Consider the following 25,123-nt stretch of genomic DNA (forward strand, 5'->3'; position numbering starts at 1 on the left):
GTCCTCCCTTGCGATGATTGGCGGCGTCACTGCGCGGCCAGTTCCATCACCTTCACTTGAGTTGCTTCCGCACGATCGAGAAAACCGGTCACCCGTCCCTCATGCATCACCATGATGCGATCGCTCATGCCGAGAACCTCCGGCATCTCAGACGAAATCATGATGACAGCGACGCCGTTACGCGCCATTTCGGTGACCAGGCGGTGGATTTCCGCCTTCGCGCCGACATCGATGCCGCGGGTCGGCTCGTCCAGGATCAGGATGCGCGGATTGGTGAGCAGCCAACGGCCGATCAGCGCTTTCTGCTGATTGCCGCCGGAAAGATTTTCGATGCGCTCGTCAAGGTTCGGCGTCTTGATGCGCAGCTTGCGCGCCATCTCCTCGCAAGTCGCCTCCATCGCGCCCTCCTGCACGAAGCCGGCCCGCACGAACTTGTCGTGCAGCACGGCGACCTGCATGTTCTCGAGCACACTGAGGATCAGCAGACAGCCGGTATCCTTCCGGTCTTCCGTCAGGAACGCCATGCCGTGCCGGATTGCCGTCGCCGGCGAGGAGATATCGACCTTCTTGCCGAAAAGCTCGATCGTGCCGGACGAAGCCGGCGTCACGCCGAACAGCGCTTCGGCGACATTCGAACGGCCGGAGCCGACGAGACCCGCGACCCCCAAGATTTCGCCGGCCTTCACATCGAAGGAGACATCGGAAAAGACGCCGTTCAGAGTGAGCCCCTTGACGGAAAGGACGGTATCGCCGATCGGCACCTCTTCTTTCGGGAACATCTGGGTGATCTCGCGGCCGACCATCATGCGGATGATGTCGTCGCGGGTGACGTCGGTGGACGTATGCGTGCCGATATATTTTCCGTCACGGAACACCGAGAATTCATCGGCGATCTCGAACAGCTCGTTCATTTTGTGGGTGATGTAGACGATGCCGATGCCCTGCGCGCGCAGATCGCGTATGATCTCGAAGAGATGCGCCACTTCGCGTTCGGTCAGCGCCGACGTCGGCTCATCCATGATCAGCACGTCGGAATTATAGGATACCGCCTTGGCGATCTCGACCATCTGGCGGTTGGCGACCGAAAGCTCGCGCACCTGAATTTCCGGATCGATGGTGATGTTCAGGCGGCGAAAGAGCTCGTCGGTCTTCCTGTTCATCTCGGCATGGTCGACGAAGCCCAAGCGGTTCTTCGGCTCGCGACGGATCCAGATATTCTCGGCAACGGTCATGAACGGCATCAGGTTGAGCTCCTGATGGATCATCGCAATGCCGTTTTCCAGCGCATCCAGCGGAGACTTCAGACGAATCTCGACGCCCTTCAGGCGCACTTCGCCCTGATCCGGAATATAGATGCCGGCTAGAATTTTCATCAGCGTCGACTTGCCGGCGCCGTTTTCGCCCATCAGCGCATGCACGGTGCCGCGCTTCAGACGGAAGGAAACATCATCGAGGGCCAGCACGCCCGGAAATTCCTTGCGGATACCTTCGGCACTCAGCAGATAGGCGGCATTGGGGACCGCGCCGCTGGCGCGCACCGCAGCCATGGTGGATGGGCTCACAACCATCTTTTCCCTCCCGGGAGCTGTCGGAATTTGGGGATGCGGGCTGTTGCGCCCGCATCCGTCGCTAACAGCGCTCTGTTAGTTCTTCTTGACGAAGTCCTTGACGTTCTGGGGCGTCACGAGCTGGAAGGGAATATAGACCTTCTTGTCGACCTTATCACCCTTGGCAAGCTTCAGCGCGGCATCGACCGCACCCTTGCCCTGACCGGCTGCGTCCTGGAAAACGGTGACGTCGAGGTCGCCGGCCTGCATGGCCGCCAAGGCGTCCTGCGTGGCGTCGACACCGCCGATGACAACCTTATCCATCGACTTTCCGGCTGCCTTCAGCGCCTGAATGGCACCGATCGCCATTTCGTCATTGTTGGAAATGACGGCATCGAATTCCAAACCGCTGGAGAGCCAGTTGGTCATCAGGTCGGAGCCCTGGGTACGCTGCCAGTTGGCAGTCTGTTCCTGAACGATCTGGATGCCCTTGCATTCGTCGGTGGCGAGAACGTCATGCACGTCCTTGGTACGCATGCGGGCTGCCTGGTTCGACAGTTCGCCCATCATGACGACGGCCTTGCCCTTGCCCTTCAGCAGGCGGCAAACTTCCTTGGCTTCCAGCGTGCCGGATTCCTGCTCGTTGGAAGCGACGAAAGCCTGTTTATCCGGCAGGCTGTCGACGTTTGCCGGTTCGCGGTTGACGTAGATCAGCGGAATTTTCGCATCAGCAGCGAGCTTCGACATGGCAGCCGTGGCATCCGTGTCGACCGGGTTTACGATGATGGCATCGACCTTACTGGCGATGAAATTCTGGATCTGGCTCTGCTGCTTGGCGACGTCGTTCTGGGCGTCTTCGACCTGCAGCGTCACACCCTTCATCGTCTTGGCATAGTCCTGCATGCCGTTGCGCAGAACGGTCAGGAAGTTGTCGTCGAACAGCGCCATCGACACGCCGATGTTTTCGGCATGGGCCGCAGTCGACAGCAGAAGCGCCATCGCGGAGCCCAGAATGAGTTTTCTCATGATTTTTCCTCCCAATTGCGGTGTCCGGCCACACCCCTCCTGAACGCCGGAGCCCTCGGTTTCGACCGCAGGGCCAACAATCCCGAGCTGCCATCTCCCATAACGGCACCTCAAAAAACGGAACAAACAAACCGTAAAATCCCATCTTCGGAATATTTATTCCATTTTTCCGTAAAAACGTCAACACTATTTTGTAGCCGCGCCGACGGAACCGGCGATCGACGCGCGATAGGGAATTTTTGGCCCAAAAAGGCTGTAAAAGCTGACGATCGAGCTTACATGTGGGCCGCTCACCCTGATGGAACGGACATTCCATCGACACTCGAATGACGTAAAATACCGTCGACCTCAGGCCGAAGCCACCGACTGACAATGGAGAACCAGCATGCCCTCGATGTACCGCTTCTCAGTCCCCGTCTTTCAACGCGGCCTCGCGAATCTTGCGACCTATCTCGACGCGATCGAGGCCTATGCGGCGGAAAACGGCACCGATCCGAACGAACTTGTCGGCGCACGCCTCATTGACGACATGCTGCCGCTCTCCGGCCAATTTCAACGCGCCACCGACAGCGCCAAACTCGCTATCGCCCGGCTGACGGGCATTGACGCGCCGCGCTTCGAAGACAACGAAACCACCGTTGCAGAGCTGCGCGAACGCGTGAAGAAGACGGAGGATTTCCTGGCGACGATCACGCCGGAGACGATGCAAGGCACCGAGAGCCGCGAAGTGACGATCGCGCCCGGCGGAAACAAGATCGTGTTCAGCGGCGAGGATTATCTCGCAAGCTTCGCTCTGCCGAACTTCTTCTTCCACGTCACCACGGTGCACGACATTCTGCGCAGCCGCGGGCTGCCGGTCGGCAAGATGACCTATCTCGGCCCGTTTGCCCGATAGCCTGCTATTTAAGCTGGATCAGGGCCGGCGCGATACCGGCCCTTTTTCCGTCAGTTCGGTATAGGCGAGTGTCTGATCGAGATGCTCGGCCCTCAGCGACAGCAGCTTTTCGGCACAGGCAAGCCGAGTTGCCGCATAATCCGGGTCATCGGCGAGATTGGAGAGCTCCATCGGATCATTCGCTAGGTCGAACAGCAAGGGCGGCAGGCCGGTGAAGTGGACGTATTTGAAACGCTCGTCCCTGATGACGGCGAGATTGCAGGCATTCGACCTGAGGCCGAGATGCCGTTCCGCCTCGCCGTTAGCGATATCGCGGAAATCGAACTCCCAGAAGGCCGCATCGCGCCACCGCTCCGGCTCCGCGCCCTCCATAAAGGGCAGAAGCGTCTCACCGTCGAGATGATTGTCGGGCACGAGACCCAGGCGATCGCAAAGCGTCGGGAAAATATCGGCGGCGCTGGTGAAACGCTCCACCTGCCGGCCGGTACCGCCAGGCTGCCCGGGATCGCGGATGACCAGCGGGATATGATAGCTGCCATCGAAAAAGCCGCCCTTACCCAGCATCCAGTGATCACCCATCATTTCCGCGTGGTCTGACGTGAAGACGATCAGCGTATCGTCCCAGGCATCCGCATCCCTCAGCGCCTGCCAGATCCGCCCGAGCTGCGCATCCACTTCGGCGATCATGCCGTAGTAGGTGGCGCGGATCGCTGAGAGATCCTCAGCCGTCCAGTCGCTCGCAGGCCCCTCGCCGCCATGGATGAAGCCGCCCTTGCCGATCAGCGGGATGGCGAAGGCGAGAAAGGGATGTGCCGCCAACTCTGCCTGGCGGTCGGCAGCGCGCGCAAAAGCCGGTCCGTCGCTTGCGGCAAACATGCGGTTATAGGGTTCAGGCACCGAAAACGGCGGATGCGGCCTGAGGAACGAGACATGCGCGAACCAGGGCTCGTCCTGTTCGCCGAGCCAGCGAATGAATTCGCCGGCGAGAAAAGCCGTCTGCGTCTCATCCTTGGAGTAAGCCGGCGCGGCATTGGAGATGTCACCTGGCTTCACGCCGACGGGGATGTGGATATCACGGCTCGTCGCCCCCTCATGCCCCTTCGAGCGCAGCCATGAAAGCCATTGCTTTTCATGCTCCGGCAGAAGCTGGCGCACGCTGAAACCGGGAAGTACGCCCTCATAGGTCGTCAGATGCGGATCGTTGGGGTCCATGCCACGCGGATCCGGCGCCGTATCGGTATAGCCGAACAAGGTCGGATCATAGCCGGCGCGGCGGGCGGCAAGCGCCAGGTTGTCGAAACGCACATCCAGCGGCGAACCATTGCGGCAGACGCGATGGTTCATCTGATAAAGGCCGGTATAAAGCGTCGCCCGCGCCGGCGAGCAGGGTGCTGCTCCGGCGAAATGCCGGCGGAACAACACACCGTCGCGCGCCAGAGCGTCGATATTGGGCGTCTTCACGCAGGGGTGACCGACGGCGGAGAGACAATCGCCCCGCCATTGATCAGCCGATATCAGCAATACATTCGGGCGCTCGCTCGAAGCCCGACGCTTAATGCTGATTGGATTTGGCATGCCAATTCCAGGCGGATTCGATGATCCGCGACAGATCATATTTCGGCGACCAGCCGAGAACGTCGCGGGCCTTGTCGTTATTGGCTACCAGCGTGGTCGAATCGCCCTCGCGGCGGCCGACATATTCGACGGGGAAAGGCCGGTTCGATACTGTCTCGATCGTCGACAGCAACTCCTTGACCGTCGTGCCCGTACCGGTGCCGAGATTGAGCGCGACCGATTCGCCGCCCCGCAGCAGATATTCCACCGCCCGGACATGCGCATCCGCCAGGTCTAGGACGTGGATATAGTCGCGCACGCAGGTGCCGTCGCGCGTATCATAGTCGCTGCCGAACACCTTGAAGCCCTGACGGCGCCCAAGCGCCGCATCGATCGCCAACGGGATGGCATGGGTCTCCGGCGTATGCCACTCGCCGATGCGCCCTTCGAAATCGGCGCCGGCCGCATTGAAATAGCGCAGCACCACGGAGCGCAGACCCTTGTATTGGTCATAATCGGCAAGCGCCTGCTCGACGATATATTTGGTACGGCCATAGGGATTAATCGGCACCTGCCGGTGGCTCTCATCCAGCGGGACGCTCTGCGGCAGGCCATAGGTCGCGCAGGTGGATGAAAATACGAAAGCCCCGATGCCGGCCGCCTGCGCCGCCGACAGCAGCGTCAGCGTGCCAATGACATTGTTCTCATAGAACGAGACAGGATCCTTGACCGACTCGCCGACCTCGATCAGCGCCGCGAAATGCAGGATGGCGGCCGGCTTGTATTTCGCCAGAACTTCATCGAGCCGCGCCCGGTCCCGGATATCGCCCTCTTCCGCCGGACCCCATTTGACGAATTCGCGATGACCGTTGGAAAAATTGTCGTAGACGACGGGCTGAAACCCCTTATTCGCCAGATCCAGACACGTATGCGAGCCGATATAGCCGGCTCCCCCGACCACCAGAACCGTTTCTCCTGCCATGACCATCCCTTCTCAAAGACTGACTGCTCAAGCACGCAGCGTCGTGCTCGAATCCCCGCGTAGAGTTAGAGACCTGTAGATCAGTTGCAAGACCAGAAAAAGACGGGAGCTCTGCCAGCTCTAACGAAGAGCATCAGAATGGCCTATGCCGGCTTTGCCTGCGGCTTGCTTGCATGAAATAGGATTCCGACCAGCGCCATAACCGGCGGCACGAGGAAGCATTCCACGCCGGCGAACATGAAAAGCAGGGCCGCCGCGGCGCAGCCGCAGGCAAAACCGCCGACCGCAGCACCCATTCGGCCGAGTCTTGCCTTGATGGTGGCTTTCGCCTCTGGGGCGGTTCCTAGCAGAAGATCGGCGATATCGATCATGATCTGCGTCGTCGTGCCCCTCATCAAAGTCGTCGGCGGCGCGGAGGCAAGATGAATGCGGTGCAAGGCATTCTGGATAGCCATGGCTGAAACTAGCGTCATTCCGGTGAGGATCGCCTGCCACCCATCGCCGCTGGCGAAGGGGCCGAAGCTGATGGCAAAGATGGCCGCAAGCACGAGCAGCAGGAATTTCAACGTCAGGATTATCCGCAACACCGGCAATTTGCGCCGCGATAGATCACCGCCCAACAGATGGGCGAGAATGACGACGATGCAGAAGACCGGCAGCGCCAGCAGCTTGGCAATCGCACCCGAAGTTCCCAGTACCATGGAAGCGCCGAAGGTAACGAAATTGCCGGTGACGTGGGCGGTGAACAGACCGTGCAGGGCAAGGAACCCGGCAGTGTCGACATAGCCGCCGTTGATGCTGAGAAGGGTCGGCAGGCTCGGCTTCATCGGCTCCTCGCTCATTTCGATCGGCTCCGACCTTATCGCGCCATATAGCCGCCGATGTCGAGACGTTTGCGCGTCTGCCGATCAAAGCACCGTATTTCTTGCCAATCGGCAGGCCCGTAACACGTTGCAGACCGAGGTTGTGTGCCCTTGCCTAGTTGGGTTGTGCTTTGCTAGCTTTCGGTTCAGAGGGTGGGGCATCGGTTCATGATTTTTGCAGTTTTATGGCATCTTGTACGTGGCGCCGCTAACGCTTGTCGGCTTGGAGCCATAGCGGGATCGGCACTCTTGGGGCTGGCGACTGTTGCTGCGGCCCAGGTGCCCGGCGCACCCATGCAATTCATGCTCGTTCATGCCGATCCCAGCTCCGGCAACTGTCGGCCCGAGGGCTGCGTGGACTGGATCGCGGCGGAAGGCATGATCGATGCGAGATCTCCTGGCGATCTGCGCAAGCTCCTCACTAGCATCGGTGACCGGAAACTGCCCATCGTCGTCAATTCGCCCGGCGGAAATGTAGCGGCTGCCATGGAAATGGGTGAGATCATCCGGAAGCGCGGCCTGTCTGTGGCCGTGGGCGGTACAAGGCTCCAGTCATGTCCAAGCGGCCAGCCGCTCTGTGGCGATGGCTGGCGGGCCGGCGCGAAGGGCGTGGTTTATTCCGCCGGCGCCGAATGTCTTTCGGCCTGCCCTTTCGTGCTGGCAGCCGGGGTTAGACGCGTCACCAGTCCCTTCAGCATCGTGGGTGTCCATCAGGTCAGGACAACCTTTGATCAGGAGCGGATAATCTATCGGGAGAAATATCAGGTCGTTAACGGCAAGAAGCACATCATCAGTCGCCAGGAGGTCAGTCGCAAATTTGTCGGACTGTACGATAGCACGAAGCTGTCGAAATCGCTGCGATCGAAGATTCTCACCTATTTCAAGGAAATGGGCGTCGATCGGTCGATCCTCGATATGGCGATGAGTGCCGCGCCAAGTTCGATACGGCTCATTACGCCGGATGAAGCAATGAAAATCGGCCTACTGACCGATAAGGTTTCCGCCGACGACTTAGTCAAGGCTGGCGCTTGCGCAGTCGGTCAGCCATTTTCGGCCTGCGTCGCGCCCATATCCACGGATTCAACGGCTCTTCTTGCCAATCCGCCCTTTGCGGATTGGCAACTTAGCCCCGTGCAGGATTTCCTTCCATCCTTTGCAACACCGAACAGCCAGACACAACAAAGTAGCGGCTGCGTCCGGGAGCCAAAGGACTATACGCCACGTTCGGCCTCAAGATCGGCGATTTCGTCGGAGATTTCCGTGATGCGTTGCCGGAGCTCCGCCTCGGTGCCGTCGTCAACCTCTCCCTCGCCGAAACAATAGCGTGCTATATGTAGCTCGAGCTTGGACTCCAGCTCCGAGCGCCTGGCGTATAAATGGGCAAGATATGTGTTACGCATTGCGAACCACGCATTCCGAGAAATATGTCTCTGAATACTAAAATAGGTACGCTGCGAAGGGTTTCGATAGGGAGCGCCGCGACCTTTTGGCCTGCCGCGGCGATTTGAGAATGAACCGCCGGCGCTTATTTGCGCACGGGGATCATCCGGACAAGCACGCGATCCCGAAGCACGTAATGGTGCCCAAGGGCGGCGGCGGCGTGAATTCCCGCAACGGCGATGATTGCCCAGGCGGTGTAGTCATGCAGTTCACCCATCACATGCCGTGTCGGCTGATCGAGGACGATCAAGGGCGGCACCGAGAACAGGCCGAAGAAGCTCGGTTCGTTGCCCGAGGCCCAGATCATCAGGAAGCCATAGGACACCTGCGAAATCATCAGTGCATAGAGAGCAAGGTGGGCAAGCGTCGCCACCGCATGCTGAAGCCCGGAGACCGCCGGGGCCGTGCGCCGGTGGGTCGCAATGCGCCAGACGATGCGCAGGATTAGGACGGCCGCAAGCAGAATGCCGAGCGAGATATGCACGAAGATCAGATCCCCGCGAAGCGGCGTCCCACGGGCAACGAAGCTTCGCGCCTCGGCCAATGTGAACATGGTCAGCACCAGAAGAGCCGTCAGCCAGTGGAACGTGATGGTGACATGGTCGTAGCGAGCTGCCCGCGCATCCGCGGCAGCCATATTGAAATTACTCATGATTTGCGATCTCCTTGGGAGGAACAAGCAGCAAACACGTGAGGTTTCCTTTTTATTCGGCTGCCTTAAGAAGACAGGCGGCTTGCAACGGCGCCCGCCGATGCCTCTCTTGCAAAGCCTCCGCCCGATCGTCACATTGATCTGACTTGCGCCTGAATTGACGTCTCCCAACAAAGATTTGCGCTGACACGCCGCTTGGGTTTGGGCTAATTCAGGTCGATTATTCGAGGTGGATTGTGTTGAGCGAAAAAATTGCCGTCATTGGCCTGGGTTACGTCGGATTGCCTGTTGCGATCGCGCTCGCCGGAAAATTTTCCGACGTGGTCGGCTTCGATATCAAGCCATCCCGAATTGCCGCCCTGAAAGCCGGGGAAGACGACACGCGCGAGGTTTCGCCGGCCCGCCTGAAGGAAAGTGGCCTTCGCATCAGCAGCGACATTCATGACCTGCAGGACCGCGACATCTTCATCGTAGCCGTTCCGACGCCGATCGACCGCAATCGGCAGCCGGACCTGCGGCCAATGATTGCCGCCTCGCGCACCGTCGGCCTGGCTTTGAAGAAGGGCGGCATCGTCGTCTATGAATCGACGGTCTATCCCGGCGTGACGGAAGAGGTCTGCGGCCCCGTGCTTGCCGAGGTCTCGGGCTTGCGCCAGGGCGAGGATTTTCACGTCGGCTATTCACCGGAGCGGATCAACCCCGGCGACAAGGAACACACGTTCGAACGCATCGTGAAGGTGGTCGCCGGCGACAATGAGGAAACGCTGGAAAGGATCGCCGCCGTCTATGGCGCCGTGGTCGAGGCCGGCATTCACCGCGCGCCTAGCATCAGGGTGGCGGAGGCCGCCAAGGTGATCGAAAACACCCAGCGCGACCTCAACATCGCCTTGATGAACGAGCTGTCGATCATCTTCGAGAAGATGGATATCCGCACCGCCGACGTGCTGAAGGCGGCCAGGACCAAATGGAATTTCCTGCCCTTCACGCCCGGCCTGGTCGGCGGCCACTGCATCGGTGTCGATCCCTATTACCTCACCGCCAAGGCCGAGGAACTCGGCTATCATCCAGAAGTCATCCTCTCCGGCCGCCGTATCAATGATGGCATGGGCGCCTTCATCGCTCAGAAACTCATCAAGATGCTGGTAGCGGCGCAAAAGCCGATCAACGGTGCCCGGATCGGCATCTTCGGCCTGACCTTCAAGGAAAACGTGCCTGATCTGCGCAACAGCCGCGTGCCCGACATCATCCGCGAACTGCACCAATTCGGCCTTGAGCCGCTGGTGCACGACCCCATGGCCAGCCATCACGAGGCGGAAGAGGAATATGGTGTGCGGCTGGCGGCGCTCGATGATTTCGGCAAGCTCGACGCCCTCGTGCTTGCCGTGCCGCACAAATCCTACCTGAGCGACGGTGCGGCGCAGATCCTGAATCTGTTGGGCGAGAACGGCGTGGTCGTCGACGTGAAGGCTGCCCTTGAGCAGAACAACCCTCTGCTCAACGGCCACGCCGTCTGGAGCCTGTGAACGACAGTCAGTGATCCCTCTCGGCTGCGGCGACTGTCTGCCGCAGGCCGTCATCGACCGAATAGGGGGGCGACCATCCAGTAATCGCGATCGTCTCGCCGATATCGACCTGCAACGAACCGAGAAGGCGTTGCGCCGACGCACGCCGCCCGAGCAGCGCCGCAAGCCCTTCCAACAGGCGCGGCGGTACGGGCAGCAGGAAAGCTCTGCGCCCCATTGCCAAGGCGAGTTTGCCTATCAGCTCGCCGATGGAAAGATCCGCGCCATCGCTAATCAGGAACACGCGATTTCCCACATCGGCATGGCTGATGCAAAGCAGGATGAACTCAACGAGATTGCCGACGAACACTAGGGATCTCCGGTTTGCGACCAGGCCGAAAGGCCAAGGCAACGGCCGCTTGGCCCATTTCATCAAGCTCGCGAAATTCGCCTTCACCCCAGGCCCATAGACGAGCGGCGGGCGGATGATGACGACATCCATGTTCGTCTCCTTGCCGATGGCAAGGAGCGCCTCCTCCGCCTCCCACTTCGACTGCCCGTAGGGGTCTTCCGGATGCGGCGTATCGGACGCGGTAAACGGCTTGCCGGGCGCGGTCGCCTCACCATTGACCTTGATCGAACTCAGGAAGATGAAGCGCTTTACGCCGGCCTGCGCCGCCTGCCGCGCCAAATTGACCGTAGCGTCGACATTGGCTGTGCGAAAGGCGGCAAGCGGGTCGGCGGCGGTGTCGTTCATGACATGGACCCGCGCCGCCAGATGCACGACCGTTTCGACGTCGACGAGCGCATTGGTCCAATCCGTCCCGCCATCGATCGTTCCCAGCGCCAGAAATCCCGGCCTCGGGGTACGGCTGACCGGTCGATAGGCCATCTGTCGCCGCGAAAGCTCGGCGCAAAGCGCCTGCCCGACAAAACCCGTCGCGCCCGTCACCAGGATCATGCCTCTGCTACCCCTCGTTCTGCCCGGTTTTCACTCCCGCCATGCTTTGCACATTCCCTTTGCAGGGAACAAGCCCGGCAAAATTCGTGATGAGGGCGATTGTGAACAAGTCCGTGATATGAGATGCACTCCGCAGAAAGCCCTTATCGGCGCAATTGAGACACGAGCACCGGCAGAACCAACGGAAACGATGCCCTATACCATTGCCAAGCGCCTTTTCGATTTCCTGGCCGCCCTCGGCGCAGCCGTGGTCTTTTCCATCCCGATCCTGATCGTCGCCATCGCCGTCCGGCTGACCTCCCGCGGCCCCGTACTCTACTGGTCGGACCGTGTCGGCCGTGAAAACAGGATTTTTCGCATGCCGAAATTTCGCAGCATGCGGACCGACACCCCGGCGGTTGCCACCCATCTGCTGAAGGACGCCAACGCCTATCTGACGCCGATCGGTTCCTTCCTGCGCAAATCCAGCCTGGATGAACTGCCGCAGCTCTGGTGCATCCTGAAGGGCGAGATGAGCATCGTCGGCCCTCGCCCGGCCCTCTTCAACCAGCATGACCTGATTGCGCTGCGTACCGAGCGCGGCGTCGACGCCCTACCGCCGGGCCTAACCGGCTGGGCGCAGGTCAACGGCCGCGACGAACTGCCGATCCCGCAGAAAGTGGCTTTGGACGAAGACTATCTGCGCCGGCGCTCGTTTCTTTTCGATCTGAAGATCATCGTCCTGACGGTGCTGAAAGTTCTGCGCAGTGATGGAGTGACGCATTAACGGGACGGCGATATCAAAGGTTTTGATATCATAAACAGAGCACGCAAAATGCCGGTCACCAAAATGCCGTATTCCTGCCCGCTTGCGACCTTACTGGCAACGGACACCGGCTGCTAGCTGAAATAGGAACAAAGGCGGACGCACTATTGGCACAGTTGCAGACGAATAAACCACCCGTCGATCTCGCGTCCGGAAACAATGCCGGCGAACTGGTGCCCGTCGTCCTGCCGCAGCGCCTGATCATCCTGGGCAGCTTGCTGTGGCTGGTGATCATTTCGCCGCTATTCATCGAAAGCGCCGCCTATCGGTATGTCGCTCCGTTCCTCGCGCTCATCGCCCTCCACTACTACCGGAAGGCGCTGGTGCGCCCAAGCACCAACTGGCTTGGTTGGCTGTGCATGGGTTGGGGCGCCTACGTGCTCATCCGCTTTGTCGCCATCTTCCTCATGACCCCTGAGCATTCGATCGGCGCGTCCGACTGGCTCTATGCCTATCCGTTCTTTTTTCCGATCCTTGGCGTCGCCTTCTTGCTCTACGAACCGGTGCTGGAAAAAATCATCGCCGCAGTTTTTGCCGTCGTGCTGATCATGTTGATCGCGACGCAGCACTTCCGCGACGTCTTTGCCGGCGAAACGGTGCGCCCGCTGATCATGAACAATCAGATTCACGGCGCGGTCGCCTGCGGCCTGATCCTGATCCTCACCGCTTTCTGGCTGCTGCATTATCTGACGGACAAATCCAGCAGTCGTTTGATCGCCCGCTTCGCCTACATCGTCTCGCCGTTGATTGCCATTCTCTGTCTGATCGCCATCTACGGCGCCAAGTCGAAGGGCGTCTGGCTGGCGCTTGCCGCCACACTGCCGGTGCTGGGATTGGTGACCTTGACCTATCTACGCTTGAAAACCGGCCTTATCGTCGTCGCCTGCACCGCGGTGCTTCTGCTGGCCGGCGCCTATGCGGTGCGGCACAATATCGAAAAGACCGCCGGCCCGACGGTGTCTTCCACCATCGAGATGATCGACAACATCACCAAGAGCCAAAATCTCGGTGACGCCGTGTCGAGCACGATCACCTCCGATACCACGCCCTTTGCCATGGACGCACGGCTGCAGCTCTGGTCGAACGGCTGGGAGCTGTTCTCCTCCGCGCCAATCTTCGGCTGGGGCGGCCAATGGGTGGAACGCTGGAAGCACACGCGCTATGCCAACGTCCAATACACGCTGCTGCACAACGGCTATCTCGAGATGCTGGTGCGGCACGGCTTGTTCGGCGGCCTTGTCATGACGGTCATTCTCACTGGGCTCATCGTCAATGTCTGGCGTGCCCGTAAGGCGGGCCTCATACCGCGCACCGCCTGGCATGCCTATGCCGTCAGCCTATTCTTCTTTTCATTGACGCTGCTCAGCAACTCCAACAACCGCCTCGCGATCGGCGAAAGCTTTGCGTTGACCAGCTCCGCCTTCGCCTGTTGGTGCAGCATCCGCTTGAGCGGGGGACGCCTGCTGATACCGGCGAAAAAACAACAGGCAGAGGCTGTCAGCGCTTGATCATGAGCGGGTCGGCGCGGCAACCCTCGGTCGCCGAGCCCCTTCAGCGCTTTCTTTCCATTGAGCCGGAAGACGTTTGACCGTGCAGTCTTTTGTAGAGCGCTGCATAGGCATTCCCCATCCGCTCTGCGGTAAAGCATTCTTCATATCGCAGGCGAGCCCCTGCGCCCAGGGACGCCGCCGCTTCAGCATCGTTCACAAGACGCTTCATCGCCTCCGCAAGCGCCGGCGGATCGTCGGGGCGCACGACATAGCCCGTTTTGCCGTTTTGGTTGACGAAACTGGTGCCCGTGCCGATTTCACAGGAAATCATCGGCTTGCCGAACATCGCGGCTTCGACGAGCGAAAGGCCGAATGCTTCCGAGCGGAGGTTGGAAGGGAATGCGACCCCGGTGCATAGTTCGAGAAGAGCGGTCTTATCGGCATCCGGCAGCGCACCCAAAAAGAAGACGTTTTTGAGATTGTTCTGCTGCGCATAGGCCTTCAAGGACGCCTCCATCGGACCTTCGCCGACGATGACGATATCGCTGGCTGTCTGTCGCGCCGCCTCAAGAAGGATGTGAACGCCCTTGTAGTAGCGTAGCACGCCGACGAAGAGGAAAAACGGCTTGGGAAACCGCGTGCGCCAACGCGCTTTATCCTCTTCACTCGCCTTGGGATAATCCGCCTCATCCAGACCGAGCGGGATGACGGCGGTCTTATCCTTGTAGCGCTGCAGGACTTCGCTCGTCGCCAGATAGTTCGGGGATGTCGCAACGATACTGTCAACGCTCGCGAGAAAGCGATGCATGACAGGCCCATAGAGTTTCAGCAGGAACTTCTGCTTCACGATGTCGGAATGGTAGGTTACGACCGTCGGCTTGCCGGGCGGGATGGCAAGATGGACGATGTCCATCATCGGCCACGGAAAATGATAGTGGACAATGTCGGCCTTCCGGCTCAGCTCTCGAAAACGCCCAAATGCCTCGCGCGAAAAGCCGGTGGAGGCGAATTCAAGATCAAGCTTCGCCTTGTGAGCCATATGGCCATCGAATTCGACGGCGTTTTTCTCCGGCGTTTTGCTGAGCGAGAGGACTTCGGACTGTATATCGTGTCCTGCGACGCCCTTGACGATCGCATGGATTGTCCGCTCGACCCCGCCGAACGTATCCGGCCAATATGTTTTGAAAAAATGTAGAACGCGCATGTCCCTCCTGTAGCGAGAGAAGCTGCGCAGGTCCATAACCGGTATCGCGCGAAGATCCGGATGTCAGATCATTCCTTCATACCGCAGCCAATCCATCATCTTCGGCAGCCTCGCGAACCGCGCGGGACGGCGAGATCAATCGAATATCTCGGCATCCGCCAACAGAGGCTGCCGCTGATCCTTACCGGAAAGCGTCAGATCGTCGATGGCGGTTTTCCAATCGATCGCAAGCGTTGGATCGTCCCAACGAATCCCGCGATCGCTCTCCGGAGCATAATAATCAGTGGTCTTGTAAAGGAATTCGACGCGGTCGCTCAAGGTCAGGAACCCGTGCGCAAACCCTTCCGGAATCCAAAGCTGGCGCTTGTTCTCCTCCGACAGAAGCACACCGACCCACTGGCCGAAGGTCGGGGAAGACCGTCTGATGTCGACGGCGACATCGTACACCTCTCCGATGACCACCCGGACGAGCTTGGCCTGAGCGCGTGGCGGCAACTGATAATGCAGGCCGCGCAGGACACCTTTCCCGGACCGGCTGTGATTGTCCTGCACGAATGTCGGGCTTAGTCCGGTCGCTGCTTCGAATTTTACCTGGCTGAAGCTCTCAAAGAAAAAACCGCGATCGTCGGCAAACACCGTGGGTTCGATGATCTTGACGTCCGGTATGGCGGTATCGATGGCTTTCATCTGTCTTTCCTGCTTCACTCAGCCCGCATTGGCGCGGCCGGCAGCGCGCGGCATCACCAAGCGCGTTGTTAAAATACCCGTTCCCGCAGCATCCCGAGAAGATACTGCCCATAAGCATTTTTCTTCAGCGGATCGGCCAGGGCCTCGACCTGGGAAGCGTCGATCCAGCGGCTCCGATAGGCGATTTCCTCGGGGCAGGCTACCTTCAGGCCCTGCCGGCTTTCGATGGTGGCGATGTAATGGCTCGCCTCCAGCATCGATTCATGCGTGCCGGTGTCGAGCCAGGCATAGCCACGGCCCATCGTCTGGACGTCGAGCTGCCCTGCCCTGAGGTAATGCGCGTTGACATCGGTTATTTCCAATTCGCCGCGCGGCGAGGGACGTATGGACTTCGCCACATTGACGACATCGGCGTCGTAGAAATAGAGCCCGGTGACGGCATAGTGGCTCTTGGGGACTTTTGGCTTTTCTTCGAGGCTGATCGCACGCCCCTGCGAATCGAACTCGACCACGCCGTAACGCTGCGGATCCTGCACGTGGTAGGCAAAAACGGTGGCGCCGCCCTGCTTGTCGTTTGCTTGATGAAGAAGCTTGGTGAAATCGTGCCCGTAGAAGATGTTGTCTCCCAGCACCAGGGCGGACGGAGCACCATCGAGAAACGCCTCCCCGATGAGAAACGCCTGGGCAAGACCATCCGGGCTCGGCTGAACCGCATAGTCGAGCTTGATGCCCCACTGGCTTCCGTCTCTCAGCAACTGTTCGAAACGAGGCGTATCCTGTGGGGTCGAAATGATCAGGATTTCGCGAATGCCGGCCAACATTAAAGTCGTCAGCGGATAGTAGATCATCGGCTTGTCGTAGATCGGCAGGAGCTGCTTGCTGACGGCAAGGGTGGCGGGGTACAGGCGAGTTCCGGATCCGCCGGCGAGTATGATGCCTTTACGTGCTTTATTCATTGGAAAAACGTCTCGTATCGAATTCGTCTTACAGCCAATCAACTCATTGATTACAAATTATAATTATGGAAATTTTCGCCTTCAATTGATGGCCCGCGCAAGCCTTTCAATCACGTCATTCACACCTTCCTGCCACGCGGGAAGACGCAAGTCGAAACAATCCGTCAATTTCGCGCAGTCCAGTCTGGAATTTTGTGGCCGCTTCGCCGGCGTCGGATATTCGGCGGTCGAAATCGGCTTGAGAGCATCGAGCGTCAGAGCAAGATTGACGTTTTTCGCCGAAGCTTCGCGGACGATATGCGTGGCATAGCCATGCCATGACGTATTGCCCCCGGCGCTCAGGTGATAGGTGCCTGACACATCAGGTGCATTCGGGCCACTGACGACTTCGATGATCCTGCGCGTGACATCCGCAATCAGCGCCGCCGAAGTCGGTGCACCGACTTGGTCGGCAACGACATTCAGAGCGCTGCGCTCCTGCGCCAGCCGCAGGATGGTCTTGAGGAAGTTGTTGCCGTGATGCCCGTAAACCCAGCTTGTCCGCAGGATGACATGATTTGCGCCGGCGGAGCGCACCGCCTCTTCGCCCAGCCACTTGCTTTCACCATAGACCGACTGCGGATTGACCGGGTCGCTCTCCGCATAGGGATCGGCTTTCATCCCGTCGAAGACGTAGTCCGTCGAATAGTGCAGGAGATAGGCGCCGTTATCGGCAGCCCAGCGCGCCAGCACGCCGGGCGCTGCGGCATTGACCGCCATCGCCTGCTCCCTTTCGCTCTCGGCGCGATCGACGGCCGTATAGGCGGCGGGATTGACGATGATAGCCGGCTTATATTTCTTGAGCACGGAGAGGATGCTCGCTTCATCGGCCAAATCCATCTCGGCACGCGTCGCGGCAATTATTTGGCCCAACGACGCCAGAGAACGCTGCAATTCGAAGCCGACCTGACCATTGGCGCCGGTGATCAGAAGCGCGCTCACGCCTGAACCTCATACTGCTTGCCGACCCATTCGCGGTAAGCGCCGCTGGTGACGTTCCCCACCCAATCCTGATTAGCGAGATACCATTCGATCGTCTTGCGAATGCCGGTCTCGAAGGTCTCTTCGGGCTTCCAGCCCAATTCGCGTTCGAGCTTGCGGGCATCGATCGCATAGCGGCGATCGTGACCGGGCCGGTCCTTCACGAAAGCAATCTGGTCCTTATAGCGACCGCCGCCAGACTTGGGCCGCAACTCGTCGAGAATACTGCAGATCGTATGCACGACGTCGAGATTGGGCTTCTCGTTCCAGCCGCCGACATTATAGGTCTCCCCGACCTTGCCGTATTGAAGCACCCGACGAATAGCGCTGCAGTGATCCCTGACATAGAGCCAATCGCGAATCTGCTGGCCATCGCCATAGATCGGAAGGCTCTTTCCCGCCAAGGCATTCAAGATCACCAGGGGAATCAGCTTCTCCGGAAAATGATAGGGACCGTAATTATTGCTGCAATTCGTCGTCAGAACCGGCAGGCCGTAAGTATGATGCCAGGCCCGCACCAGATGGTCGGACGCTGCCTTGCTCGCGGAATATGGGCTGTTCGGCTCGTATCGATTGAGCTCGTTGAACGGCGCATCGTCCTTCGAAAGCGTGCCATAGACCTCGTCGGTCGAGACATGCAGGAAGCGAAATGCCTGCTTCTCGTCATTCGGCAAGCCGTCCCAATAACCACGAACCGCCTCGAGCAAATTGAACGTCCCGACGACATTCGTCTGAATGAACTCGCCACGTCCATGAATGGAGCGATCGACATGACTTTCGGCGGCAAAGTTGATCATGGCGCGCGGCCTATGCGTGGCGAGCAGATCGCTCACCAACTCGCGATCACCAATGTCGCCGTGAACGAACACATGGCGATCGTCGCCGCTCAATTCTTTGAGCGTGCCCAAATTGCCGGCATAGGTCAGCTTGTCGAGATTGATCACCGTTTCATCGAACTGATCGAGCCAATCGAGAACGAAATTCCCGCCGATAAACCCGGCGCCACCAGAAACCAGTATCGTCATTTCGCTTTTAGTCTCACCTAAAACTTTTAAATACAACTTCTAATGTACGCCGCGGTCACCAGACCTATATTGCCAAGAAATATTGGCGATGGATGCCCGACTTGTACAACGTCCACAAACGTTTTTGGAAGCTCCCACTGCGAATTCGCTCACAGATTGTCTCGGTGTGTTGCGATTTCGCTCGCGGAAAGAGGCGATCGAGGCCGGCGATCAAAAAGTCGTATCGACGCCTTGCGGGCAGCCCGCTTGCGACATGCGTATGAACGCGGACAGTTTATGTCTGCGAACGAGGGCCTGTTGATTGGAAGCTTAGATTGGCTGGGAAACCTGGATTCGAACCAAGATTAACGGAGTCAGAGTCCGCTGTTCTACCATTGAACTATTTCCCAACAGCCGCCGGACGATGGACGCCCCCGCGGGGAAAGCAGCGCCTCTATAATGGAATTCGCCGCGGATGCAAACACTTTAACGCCAGCGAATGCGATTTTTTGGGCAAGAGACAAGATAGTCCCTGAATAGCGGCGTTTCCAGCCTATATCTAAAATCGGCTGGCCACCGACAACAGCAGCTACATCACCAGCGCAGCATGCGCTTGCCGATTACATATCCTACCGCTGTAACTGCGGCGATGGCGATCGGATACCAGAGCAAAACAAAGAGCGGGCTGTCGTCCGTGCAATTGGAGGCATAGAAGGTGGCGGCGATGCCGCTTGCTGCGAGCCCGGCGACCGCGCCGGCGAGACCCGGCTTTTCCGGCGCGCCTTGGCGCAGTGCGAAAAGGAAGCAGGCAAGCGGGCCGATCGACAGTAGCGGAATGAAGGTCAGGCAAAAGCGGGCATTGTGCCCGATCATCCGCGCGCCCCAGCTATCGGCCGGCATGACCATCATTTCGGCCAGCGCGGCAGCAGCCAACAATAGCGGGGCGGCAAAAAGCATCCAGCCCCAGGGGCGCAACGATACGCCGGGCCGGCCGATGCGGAAGACGACAGCACCGGCGGTGACGGCCAGCGCAATGGTGACGACGAATTTGAACAGGAAGCGGATCGTTTCCATGGCATTGCCGATATCGGGACGAAACCCGATCGCCATGAAAAAGATCGCGCCGCTGATGAGGATGCCACCGACGACCGCCAGCGTCAGCGCCTGCCCGATCCGCGCGCGGACCGGTGCATCCTGCGCAAGAAGATTGATGAGGTCATCGGTTTTCACTGGTCTCGCTCCGATATAAGGCGGCAAGCGCCTTCAATGCGCGATGCAGGGCGACGCGCACCGCACCCTCCGTCATCTTCAGCCGATCGGCCGTCTCGCGCACGCTTGTTCCCTCGACGGAAATCGAGCGTACGATGGTTCGCTGCGGATCCTTCAATTGCTCCAGCATGTGATCGACATCAAGGCGATCCAAGGCATCCGTCTGCTCTTCCGCCTCCAAAATATCGATGACATCATCGATCGGCACACTCATATGCCGCCCGCGCCGCCTCAAGCTGTCGATCAGCTTGTTGCGCACGATGGTCGATAGCCACGGTCCGATGGGACGGGAGATGTCCCACGTTCCGCGTTTGAGATGGATCGTCAGTAGCACTTCCTGGACCACGTCCTCGGCCTCGCTTGCCGGCGCGCCGAACTGATCGCAACGTCGGCGCGCCATGGCGCGCAAATGCGGAGTGACAGTGGACAGGAAGCGATGATAGGCCTGCGCATCGCCGTCTATGGCTGCCCGCATCCAGACTGCCCATTCCTCTTCGCGCGCCGAATAATTCATTCGACATCTCCTACGCGCGACTCCACGATTTTGTTACTGGCAATGGTCATTCTTTTGTAAAACCTTGCCTGAAGCGGATTTCAGCCAGTGATTCGACCGTTATGAGACATGAAAGAGTGCAGCTTGGAAAGGCCGCTATCTGACGATCAGTCTAATAATGCCCCCTCGGCCATGGTATCTTCCCCGCTTACAGAACCAAAGCTCATCCCTGCTCCCGGTATACATACAAGGAATCGAGTAATAGACTGCTCTCGCAGGAATTTGGACAGCAATCAAAAATCACCACTAATGCTGTAATATACGCCGAGCGTTTCTATCGACGTCAGTGCAATGCAACGACGCTTTGTACGCTTGAGGGAGCCAGGATGATGAAAGACAGCGTCGTCACGGTGGCTATTGCCGGCATGCTGGCCTCCGCGGTCGCATCCCTTGTCGCTGCTCCCGCTACAGCAGCCGACAGCAAGGCCAAGGAAAAGTGCTACGGCGTTGCGCTCAAGGGTCAGAACGATTGCGCCACCGGCGCGGGCACCACCTGTGCCGGCACCTCGACAATCGACTACCAGCAGAATGCCTGGAAACTGGTTCCTGCCGGAACCTGCGAAACGATCCAGACGCCGAACGGCCATGGCACCTTGGCAGAGGGACCGGCGCCTATCTGAAAAAACCGCCCGAATGAACAGCGTCCGGGCAGAGCCCATGGACCATCATCTATCGCAGAACCGGCTCCCCATGGAATCGGCGGCGAGACGGTTTCGAAACGCCGAAGCCGACTTCCATCATCAGCCGCGGCTTTTGCGTCGGTATGGTGCCCATGTGGAAACCGAAGGGATCTTCGACGAAGCCGAAACCGGCCTTACCTGTCAACGTGACGGCGCTTTCCTCTCCGTAAAATCGAAGCACCTCCTCCGCCGGATGGCCGACGAGGAGCGTCAATTGATGCTTCATCCGCCGCCGTCTGTGGCTGCCCTTGACGAAGACATGCGGCCCGGTGCCTTCATCCACATCGACCAGATTGAAGAAGAACTTCAGCATTCGCCAGTCATCGAGGTCGAAATGATATTTGAACGAGGCACGGCTTAACTCGGCCTCGGAGGCCGATTTTGTCGGAAAACTCCACCAGATGCGGGTGGTTATCACCTGGGCCTGCCCGCCGAGATAATGTCGGGCGACGTCCCCGAGCAGCGGATCGCGCTGAACCGCCAGCACCGCGTCGCAATCGAGCGAACGTTCGAAAAAATGCCCGCTGAGGAGCGAGCGCCCGAATCGCGCCTCCGCATCCGTGTGTTCGGGCGCCACGAATTCCAGCTTCCTGTCGAAATTGCCGAAGCAGCCGGTGCTCCCGGCAAACTCGGCAATTTCCCGATGAATATTGTCGGGCAGTATCAGGCCGGGAAAAAGCCCGTCGGTTCGCAGCGCATTGACGACAGCATCGCACTCGACCCCCGTGAACATCGATGTGCCGGCCCCTGGACGCGCCACCGGCCGCCTGGTCGCGAACCAATGCATGCGCCGGAACGGCATCGTTCGCGCCAGCAGAAACATCGGCAACCAAGCCGGATTTTCCCGCACATCCGTCAAATAGGTGGGTATGCGAACAGCCATTCGCTTGAGACGACCGCCCTGCCGGGCGATGGACTCCAAGTCATCTGCCGGGGGATTGTGCATAAGTATCCTTTCCGCACGCGCATAAATCCATGCAACAGGCCGAGGCCTATTGAGAAATTCGTTGGAAGTTGGCCACTGTAAGGCGTTGCAAGACGCCTGCTGCACTGCGGCAAATAGAAACCCGCTCACCATGGTCAAGGGGCTCAAAACGCACATTTCTGCTTGTTTGACGAAAATTTGCGAGGCAATCGCCTTGCGATTTTACAAGCGATTTCAATGACTCACGGATCAGTTGTTAAATGTTGCTAATATATTTCTGGCGATGGGCGAATGGAGCATCATTCGCTGGGCCAACGCACTTGCAGCATAATTCATTTGCCATTGCTTAGGATAAGACCGCTAGGAGCATTTACAGTGAAGGAGTGGCCGGCCGAGACTGAGGCAGAACCGGGACAGTTTTGTCAAAGCCAATCGCGCCGCCAATCTACAGTCACAATCCTGTTCCGATCATCGGCTAGACGACCAGCAACTGCGAAAGAGGGCGACATGACAGAGACAGATCCGGCGGAAGGTATAGTCGATTTTGACGCGGGCGAAGGCGAAGCAGCGACCGTGGAGATGGACGACTATACGAAAAGCCTCGCGCAGGCGAAGGCCAAGTCGGTCAAGCTCGTCGACGCCATTACCGGCGCAACCCTCAAGAAGAAGGATGCGGTCCATTTCGATGACCTGCGCCCATCGCTTGCGGAATTCGTGCGCCAGAAACATCCGGGCATCCGCTCCGACGACTATATCAGCCGCAAGGCGATGGACGACTATCGCGCCCAATATATCGCCGAGCTGCTGACGGACGAGCGCGGCGAGCTTTCGAACCTGGAGGACGAAGTCGTCGAAAGCCTGAAGACGCACGACACCCTGGCCGAGAACATCGAAGAGGATTACGAGGATCATCGCTCCATCGGCGACCGAATGGCCGATATGGTCGCAGCCTTCGGCGGCAGTTGGACCTTCATCATCTCATTCTGCTTGTTCCTGACGGTGTGGATGGGCATCAACCTCGCCATGGGCGAAAGCAAAGCCTTCGACGCCTATCCCTTCATCCTGCTGAACCTGATCCTTTCGACCATCGCCGCCCTGCAGGCGCCGATCATCATGATGAGCCAGCGCCGGCAGGAAGCAAAGGACCGGTTGCGTGCCCTCAACGACTATAAGGTCAACCTGAAAGCCGAACTGGAAATCCGCCACCTGCACGAAAAAGTCGACCATCTGCTCAATCGCCAATGGGAGCGGCTGACCGAAATCCAGCAGATCCAGATCGAGATGATGCTGGAACAAGCCAAGGCGGCCACGCGCGCCCTGAAAGTCAGCAAGGCATCGAAAGTGAAGACCAATGCCTTGAAGAGCCTCTTCGGCGCCAAGCCCAAGCCCGAAGAGTCTGATGATTCACAGGAGTAGGGTCCGGCCGTCCGCTAGCGCATCGGCTCTACACAGGCATACACGTTGAGAGGCCGCCGTCGTCGCCCCGGCCTCCTCATTCAAACAGCAAATGCACCCGGTTTTCGAAATCCGGGCAATGCGAGCAAGGCTACGGGTGAACGACCACCCGCGCTTTTGCCGGCGCAGATTCGCTCGACGGTAAGCCGGCAGCCCGCCGGCAGCATAGTCGAACCCCGTCAGGACCGTATTTTTTAGTATAGACGCAACCGGTCGTGTCCGTGCGGCCCGGTAGCAACAAGGCACTTTCAGCGATCTCGGCTGCGGGTATTATCGACGACACACGTATAATGTTTTGCGCTGCGCCTGCGGCCGTAGCACCCCAAAATACGACGAGAAAACACACGAACGTTCTCATGCCCCTCTCCATTATGTTAGAAAGACAACAATAAACCTTAAGTTGTTATTAGTCAATTTAGCACTCTTAAAGTAGCTAAAACGGATGAGGCCGCGCACTTGGAGAGTTCATCGAACGGCGATTTTCGTGATGCCGCCCAAGGCGATAGATCGAATGAAGGGCGCGGGGCGCGATAATACTTACGTGTTAGCCACGATGTTAAGGTTGACTCGCTGTTAGCGCGACCTAAGCTTCAGTTTGGAACTACTACTGAGGTGTCGCCATGACCTACTTCGAGGAGACCAAAAGAATAGCATGCGAAAATGACGCCGGGCGCCGCATCGTCATTATCGAACAATTGAAATGGCCCAAATTCGCCTTCTCGGACCGACCGGGAGGCCCCGTTTTCGACTACATGACGGAAGACGGCCAGATCGCCAACAAACTGGACGACGAGAATTTCCTTTTGCTGCTGACGGACGAAGTCTTCCATCGCACCTAGAGCATCCCGCTTTCAGGTGAAATCGACCGAAAACGAAAAGTACACCCATTCAAAAGACCGGAGCGACCTCGTGCGTTCAAATGAACGCACGCCGCTCTGGCGGTCAAAGAAAGACTCACCCGCAGCGCGGCAAGCCTCGCACATCCCTCATACAAGATACTCCTAATGCGCCGTCAAACTCGGTGCAAATAAGGAAGGGGGATATAGCCATGGACTACGACTGGGATGGCGTGAAAACACGCCGCATGAAGATACTGAAGCTCGGCATATCACTATTCATCTTCGCCATGACTTTGGTCGGGCCGACGATGTTTCTTTTGCATTTTCGATGAGGCTGGGCGTATTCAATCGGCAGGCTGGGCTCGGCTTTTGGCGGAAGGCTTCCAGCTTGGGAAACCGGAAAATCAGCATTCTGCACAAGACAATGGCGGAGAGGGTGGGATTTGAACCCACGATACCCTTGCAGGTATGCCGCATTTCGAGTGCGGTGCATTCGACCACTCTGCCACCTCTCCGGTTATGCTGGTCGGCGCGTTTCTCGGCGCGGGCGTTCTCATAGCGAGAGAAGGATGGGATGGCAAGGGTGAATATTCAAGCTTTTCATCCTTTTGCCTTGACAGATCACAGGCCCTTATATATCCCGTGCGACGCAATAGGTGTGGATAAGTCCGTGCCTTGGCCGCCTCGCTCTGTGCGAGGTTTCACCGGCAGATCTTTTTCGAGGCCGCAAGCCTTTGGAATTCCTGCTAAATTTAGACTGATAAAAAGACGGCCGCTTGTCCTTTCGGGCGAGAGAGCCGGAACGAACATGAAA

The 25,123-nt window shown here is 58.7% G+C and carries 24 protein-coding genes and 2 tRNA genes; 8 read left to right on the plus strand and 18 right to left on the minus strand.

The window, feature by feature from the left end:
* Positions 1-26: 26 nt before the first annotated feature.
* Both QA648_RS16520 and QA648_RS16525 read right to left on the minus strand, forming a co-directional pair.
* On the minus strand, positions 27-1,568 hold the full coding sequence (locus QA648_RS16520; protein ID WP_104824853.1) for a sugar ABC transporter ATP-binding protein: 1,542 nt from the start codon (positions 1,566-1,568) through the stop codon (positions 27-29).
* A 75-nt stretch (positions 1,569-1,643) separates the two neighbouring features.
* Positions 1,644-2,573, minus strand: a complete 930-nt coding sequence (locus QA648_RS16525; protein WP_104824854.1) for a sugar ABC transporter substrate-binding protein — start codon at positions 2,571-2,573, stop codon at positions 1,644-1,646.
* A gap of 385 nt (positions 2,574-2,958) precedes the next feature.
* Here QA648_RS16525 and QA648_RS16530 point away from each other — a divergent pair, with 385 nt between their 5' ends.
* Positions 2,959-3,468, plus strand: coding sequence for a DUF1993 domain-containing protein (locus QA648_RS16530; RefSeq protein ID WP_104824855.1), 510 nt, complete (start codon positions 2,959-2,961; stop codon positions 3,466-3,468).
* A gap of 18 nt (positions 3,469-3,486) precedes the next feature.
* Here QA648_RS16530 and QA648_RS16535 read toward each other — a convergent pair whose 3' ends face one another.
* The 5 genes from QA648_RS16535 to QA648_RS16555 all read right to left on the minus strand — a co-directional run bounded on the left by QA648_RS16535 (position 3,487) and on the right by QA648_RS16555 (position 8,959).
* Positions 3,487-5,043 (minus strand): alkaline phosphatase family protein, encoded by a 1,557-nt coding sequence (locus tag QA648_RS16535; protein ID WP_104824856.1) that lies wholly within the window; start codon positions 5,041-5,043, stop codon positions 3,487-3,489.
* Positions 5,021-6,004, minus strand: a complete 984-nt coding sequence (galE, locus tag QA648_RS16540) for a UDP-glucose 4-epimerase GalE (protein WP_028751579.1) — start codon at positions 6,002-6,004, stop codon at positions 5,021-5,023. The genes QA648_RS16535 and galE overlap by 23 nt, the downstream gene beginning before the upstream one ends.
* A 143-nt stretch (positions 6,005-6,147) precedes the next feature.
* Positions 6,148-6,831 (minus strand): DUF1275 family protein, encoded by a 684-nt coding sequence (locus QA648_RS16545; protein WP_283051383.1) that lies wholly within the window; start codon positions 6,829-6,831, stop codon positions 6,148-6,150.
* A 1,247-nt stretch (positions 6,832-8,078) separates the two neighbouring features.
* Positions 8,079-8,267, minus strand: coding sequence for a hypothetical protein (locus tag QA648_RS16550; protein WP_104824858.1), 189 nt, complete (start codon positions 8,265-8,267; stop codon positions 8,079-8,081).
* Positions 8,268-8,392: 125 nt separating this feature from the next.
* Entirely contained in the window at positions 8,393-8,959 is a 567-nt protein-coding gene (locus QA648_RS16555) for a cytochrome b (RefSeq protein ID WP_283048122.1), read from the minus strand.
* 236 nt (positions 8,960-9,195) lie between these two features.
* On the opposite strand from QA648_RS16555, the gene QA648_RS16560 reads away from it, so the two are divergent.
* Positions 9,196-10,482 carry a nucleotide sugar dehydrogenase gene (locus QA648_RS16560; RefSeq protein WP_283048124.1) on the plus strand — a complete coding sequence of 429 codons (1,287 nt, stop codon included), beginning with the start codon at positions 9,196-9,198 and terminating at the stop codon, positions 10,480-10,482.
* Between the two features lie 7 nt (positions 10,483-10,489).
* Here the strand turns inward: QA648_RS16560 and QA648_RS16565 are convergent, their stop codons facing one another.
* Complete coding sequence (locus QA648_RS16565) at positions 10,490-11,422, minus strand: SDR family oxidoreductase (RefSeq protein WP_283048126.1); 933 nt, start codon at positions 11,420-11,422, stop codon at positions 10,490-10,492.
* 190 nt (positions 11,423-11,612) lie between these two features.
* Here QA648_RS16565 and QA648_RS16570 point away from each other — a divergent pair, with 190 nt between their 5' ends.
* Complete coding sequence (locus QA648_RS16570; protein WP_104824862.1) at positions 11,613-12,188, plus strand: sugar transferase; 576 nt, start codon at positions 11,613-11,615, stop codon at positions 12,186-12,188.
* Between the two features lie 146 nt (positions 12,189-12,334).
* Positions 12,335-13,735, plus strand: coding sequence for an O-antigen ligase family protein (locus tag QA648_RS16575; RefSeq protein WP_104824863.1), 1,401 nt, complete (start codon positions 12,335-12,337; stop codon positions 13,733-13,735).
* Positions 13,736-13,778: 43 nt separating this feature from the next.
* Here the strand turns inward: QA648_RS16575 and QA648_RS16580 are convergent, their stop codons facing one another.
* The 8 genes from QA648_RS16580 to QA648_RS16615 all read right to left on the minus strand — a co-directional run bounded on the left by QA648_RS16580 (position 13,779) and on the right by QA648_RS16615 (position 20,371).
* Positions 13,779-14,921, minus strand: coding sequence for a glycosyltransferase family 4 protein (locus QA648_RS16580; RefSeq protein ID WP_283048129.1), 1,143 nt, complete (start codon positions 14,919-14,921; stop codon positions 13,779-13,781).
* Between the two features lie 135 nt (positions 14,922-15,056).
* A complete protein-coding gene (gene rfbC, locus QA648_RS16585) occupies positions 15,057-15,608 on the minus strand; it encodes a dTDP-4-dehydrorhamnose 3,5-epimerase (RefSeq protein WP_283048131.1) in 552 nt (183 codons plus the stop codon).
* Between the two features lie 68 nt (positions 15,609-15,676).
* Positions 15,677-16,564, minus strand: coding sequence for a glucose-1-phosphate thymidylyltransferase RfbA (gene rfbA / locus QA648_RS16590; RefSeq protein ID WP_104824866.1), 888 nt, complete (start codon positions 16,562-16,564; stop codon positions 15,677-15,679).
* A gap of 81 nt (positions 16,565-16,645) precedes the next feature.
* The gene (gene rfbD, locus QA648_RS16595) at positions 16,646-17,545 is read right to left on the minus strand and encodes a dTDP-4-dehydrorhamnose reductase (protein WP_283048132.1); all 900 of its coding nucleotides are present in this window, start codon (positions 17,543-17,545) and stop codon (positions 16,646-16,648) included.
* Positions 17,542-18,609: a dTDP-glucose 4,6-dehydratase gene (gene rfbB, locus QA648_RS16600; RefSeq protein WP_283048134.1), complete on the minus strand. Its 1,068-nt coding sequence runs from the start codon at positions 18,607-18,609 to the stop codon at positions 17,542-17,544. Before rfbB ends, rfbD begins: the two co-directional genes overlap by 4 nt.
* A 315-nt stretch (positions 18,610-18,924) precedes the next feature.
* Positions 18,925-18,998 (minus strand) — tRNA-Gln (locus QA648_RS16605).
* A gap of 184 nt (positions 18,999-19,182) precedes the next feature.
* Complete coding sequence (locus QA648_RS16610; protein ID WP_283048136.1) at positions 19,183-19,818, minus strand: NrsF family protein; 636 nt, start codon at positions 19,816-19,818, stop codon at positions 19,183-19,185.
* On the minus strand, positions 19,805-20,371 hold the full coding sequence (locus tag QA648_RS16615) for a sigma-70 family RNA polymerase sigma factor (RefSeq protein WP_104824870.1): 567 nt from the start codon (positions 20,369-20,371) through the stop codon (positions 19,805-19,807). Before QA648_RS16615 ends, QA648_RS16610 begins: the two co-directional genes overlap by 14 nt.
* A 368-nt stretch (positions 20,372-20,739) precedes the next feature.
* Here QA648_RS16615 and QA648_RS16620 point away from each other — a divergent pair, with 368 nt between their 5' ends.
* Entirely contained in the window at positions 20,740-21,030 is a 291-nt protein-coding gene (locus QA648_RS16620; protein ID WP_104825277.1) for a DUF2282 domain-containing protein, read from the plus strand.
* 49 nt (positions 21,031-21,079) lie between these two features.
* Here the strand turns inward: QA648_RS16620 and QA648_RS16625 are convergent, their stop codons facing one another.
* Positions 21,080-22,036: a hypothetical protein gene (locus QA648_RS16625; protein WP_283048137.1), complete on the minus strand. Its 957-nt coding sequence runs from the start codon at positions 22,034-22,036 to the stop codon at positions 21,080-21,082.
* 486 nt (positions 22,037-22,522) lie between these two features.
* Here QA648_RS16625 and QA648_RS16630 point away from each other — a divergent pair, with 486 nt between their 5' ends.
* The 3 genes from QA648_RS16630 to QA648_RS16640 all read left to right on the plus strand — a co-directional run bounded on the left by QA648_RS16630 (position 22,523) and on the right by QA648_RS16640 (position 24,641).
* Positions 22,523-23,431 (plus strand): DUF1003 domain-containing protein, encoded by a 909-nt coding sequence (locus QA648_RS16630; protein ID WP_104824872.1) that lies wholly within the window; start codon positions 22,523-22,525, stop codon positions 23,429-23,431.
* A 659-nt stretch (positions 23,432-24,090) separates the two neighbouring features.
* On the plus strand, positions 24,091-24,309 hold the full coding sequence (locus QA648_RS16635; protein WP_104824873.1) for a hypothetical protein: 219 nt from the start codon (positions 24,091-24,093) through the stop codon (positions 24,307-24,309).
* A 209-nt stretch (positions 24,310-24,518) separates the two neighbouring features.
* Entirely contained in the window at positions 24,519-24,641 is a 123-nt protein-coding gene (locus QA648_RS16640; protein WP_260303210.1) for a hypothetical protein, read from the plus strand.
* A 93-nt stretch (positions 24,642-24,734) separates the two neighbouring features.
* Here QA648_RS16640 and QA648_RS16645 read toward each other — a convergent pair.
* Positions 24,735-24,824: transfer RNA gene (locus QA648_RS16645), tRNA-Ser, on the minus strand.
* Between the last annotated feature and the right edge of the window lie 299 nt (positions 24,825-25,123).

Source organism: Rhizobium sp. CB3171, from assembly GCF_029714265.1.
In the GTDB taxonomy this organism is placed as follows: Bacteria; Pseudomonadota; Alphaproteobacteria; order Rhizobiales; family Rhizobiaceae; genus Rhizobium.

What these genes read in the sequence shown, in the direction of transcription:
- QA648_RS16640 (WP_260303210.1), top strand. Translation starts at nt 24,519, where the DNA reads ATGGACTACGACTGGGATGGCGTGAAAACACGCCGCATGAAGATACTG.
- rfbC (WP_283048131.1), bottom strand. Translation starts at nt 15,608, where the DNA reads ATGAAAGCCATCGATACCGCCATACCGGACGTCAAGATCATCGAACCC.
- QA648_RS16530 (WP_104824855.1), top strand. Translation starts at nt 2,959, where the DNA reads ATGCCCTCGATGTACCGCTTCTCAGTCCCCGTCTTTCAACGCGGCCTC.
- QA648_RS16565 (WP_283048126.1), bottom strand. Translation starts at nt 11,422, where the DNA reads ATGATCCTGGTGACGGGCGCGACGGGTTTTGTCGGGCAGGCGCTTTGC.
- QA648_RS16525 (WP_104824854.1), bottom strand. Translation starts at nt 2,573, where the DNA reads ATGAGAAAACTCATTCTGGGCTCCGCGATGGCGCTTCTGCTGTCGACT.
- QA648_RS16520 (WP_104824853.1), bottom strand. Translation starts at nt 1,568, where the DNA reads ATGGTTGTGAGCCCATCCACCATGGCTGCGGTGCGCGCCAGCGGCGCG.
- QA648_RS16555 (WP_283048122.1), bottom strand. Translation starts at nt 8,959, where the DNA reads ATGAGTAATTTCAATATGGCTGCCGCGGATGCGCGGGCAGCTCGCTAC.
- QA648_RS16625 (WP_283048137.1), bottom strand. Translation starts at nt 22,036, where the DNA reads ATGCACAATCCCCCGGCAGATGACTTGGAGTCCATCGCCCGGCAGGGC.
- QA648_RS16550 (WP_104824858.1), bottom strand. Translation starts at nt 8,267, where the DNA reads ATGCGTAACACATATCTTGCCCATTTATACGCCAGGCGCTCGGAGCTG.
- QA648_RS16635 (WP_104824873.1), top strand. Translation starts at nt 24,091, where the DNA reads ATGACCTACTTCGAGGAGACCAAAAGAATAGCATGCGAAAATGACGCC.
- galE (WP_028751579.1), bottom strand. Translation starts at nt 6,004, where the DNA reads ATGGCAGGAGAAACGGTTCTGGTGGTCGGGGGAGCCGGCTATATCGGC.
- rfbB (WP_283048134.1), bottom strand. Translation starts at nt 18,609, where the DNA reads ATGACGATACTGGTTTCTGGTGGCGCCGGGTTTATCGGCGGGAATTTC.
- QA648_RS16620 (WP_104825277.1), top strand. Translation starts at nt 20,740, where the DNA reads ATGAAAGACAGCGTCGTCACGGTGGCTATTGCCGGCATGCTGGCCTCC.
- QA648_RS16570 (WP_104824862.1), top strand. Translation starts at nt 11,613, where the DNA reads ATGCCCTATACCATTGCCAAGCGCCTTTTCGATTTCCTGGCCGCCCTC.
- QA648_RS16630 (WP_104824872.1), top strand. Translation starts at nt 22,523, where the DNA reads ATGACAGAGACAGATCCGGCGGAAGGTATAGTCGATTTTGACGCGGGC.
- QA648_RS16535 (WP_104824856.1), bottom strand. Translation starts at nt 5,043, where the DNA reads ATGCCAAATCCAATCAGCATTAAGCGTCGGGCTTCGAGCGAGCGCCCG.
- rfbA (WP_104824866.1), bottom strand. Translation starts at nt 16,564, where the DNA reads ATGAATAAAGCACGTAAAGGCATCATACTCGCCGGCGGATCCGGAACT.
- QA648_RS16580 (WP_283048129.1), bottom strand. Translation starts at nt 14,921, where the DNA reads ATGCGCGTTCTACATTTTTTCAAAACATATTGGCCGGATACGTTCGGC.
- QA648_RS16615 (WP_104824870.1), bottom strand. Translation starts at nt 20,371, where the DNA reads ATGAATTATTCGGCGCGCGAAGAGGAATGGGCAGTCTGGATGCGGGCA.
- QA648_RS16545 (WP_283051383.1), bottom strand. Translation starts at nt 6,831, where the DNA reads ATGAAGCCGAGCCTGCCGACCCTTCTCAGCATCAACGGCGGCTATGTC.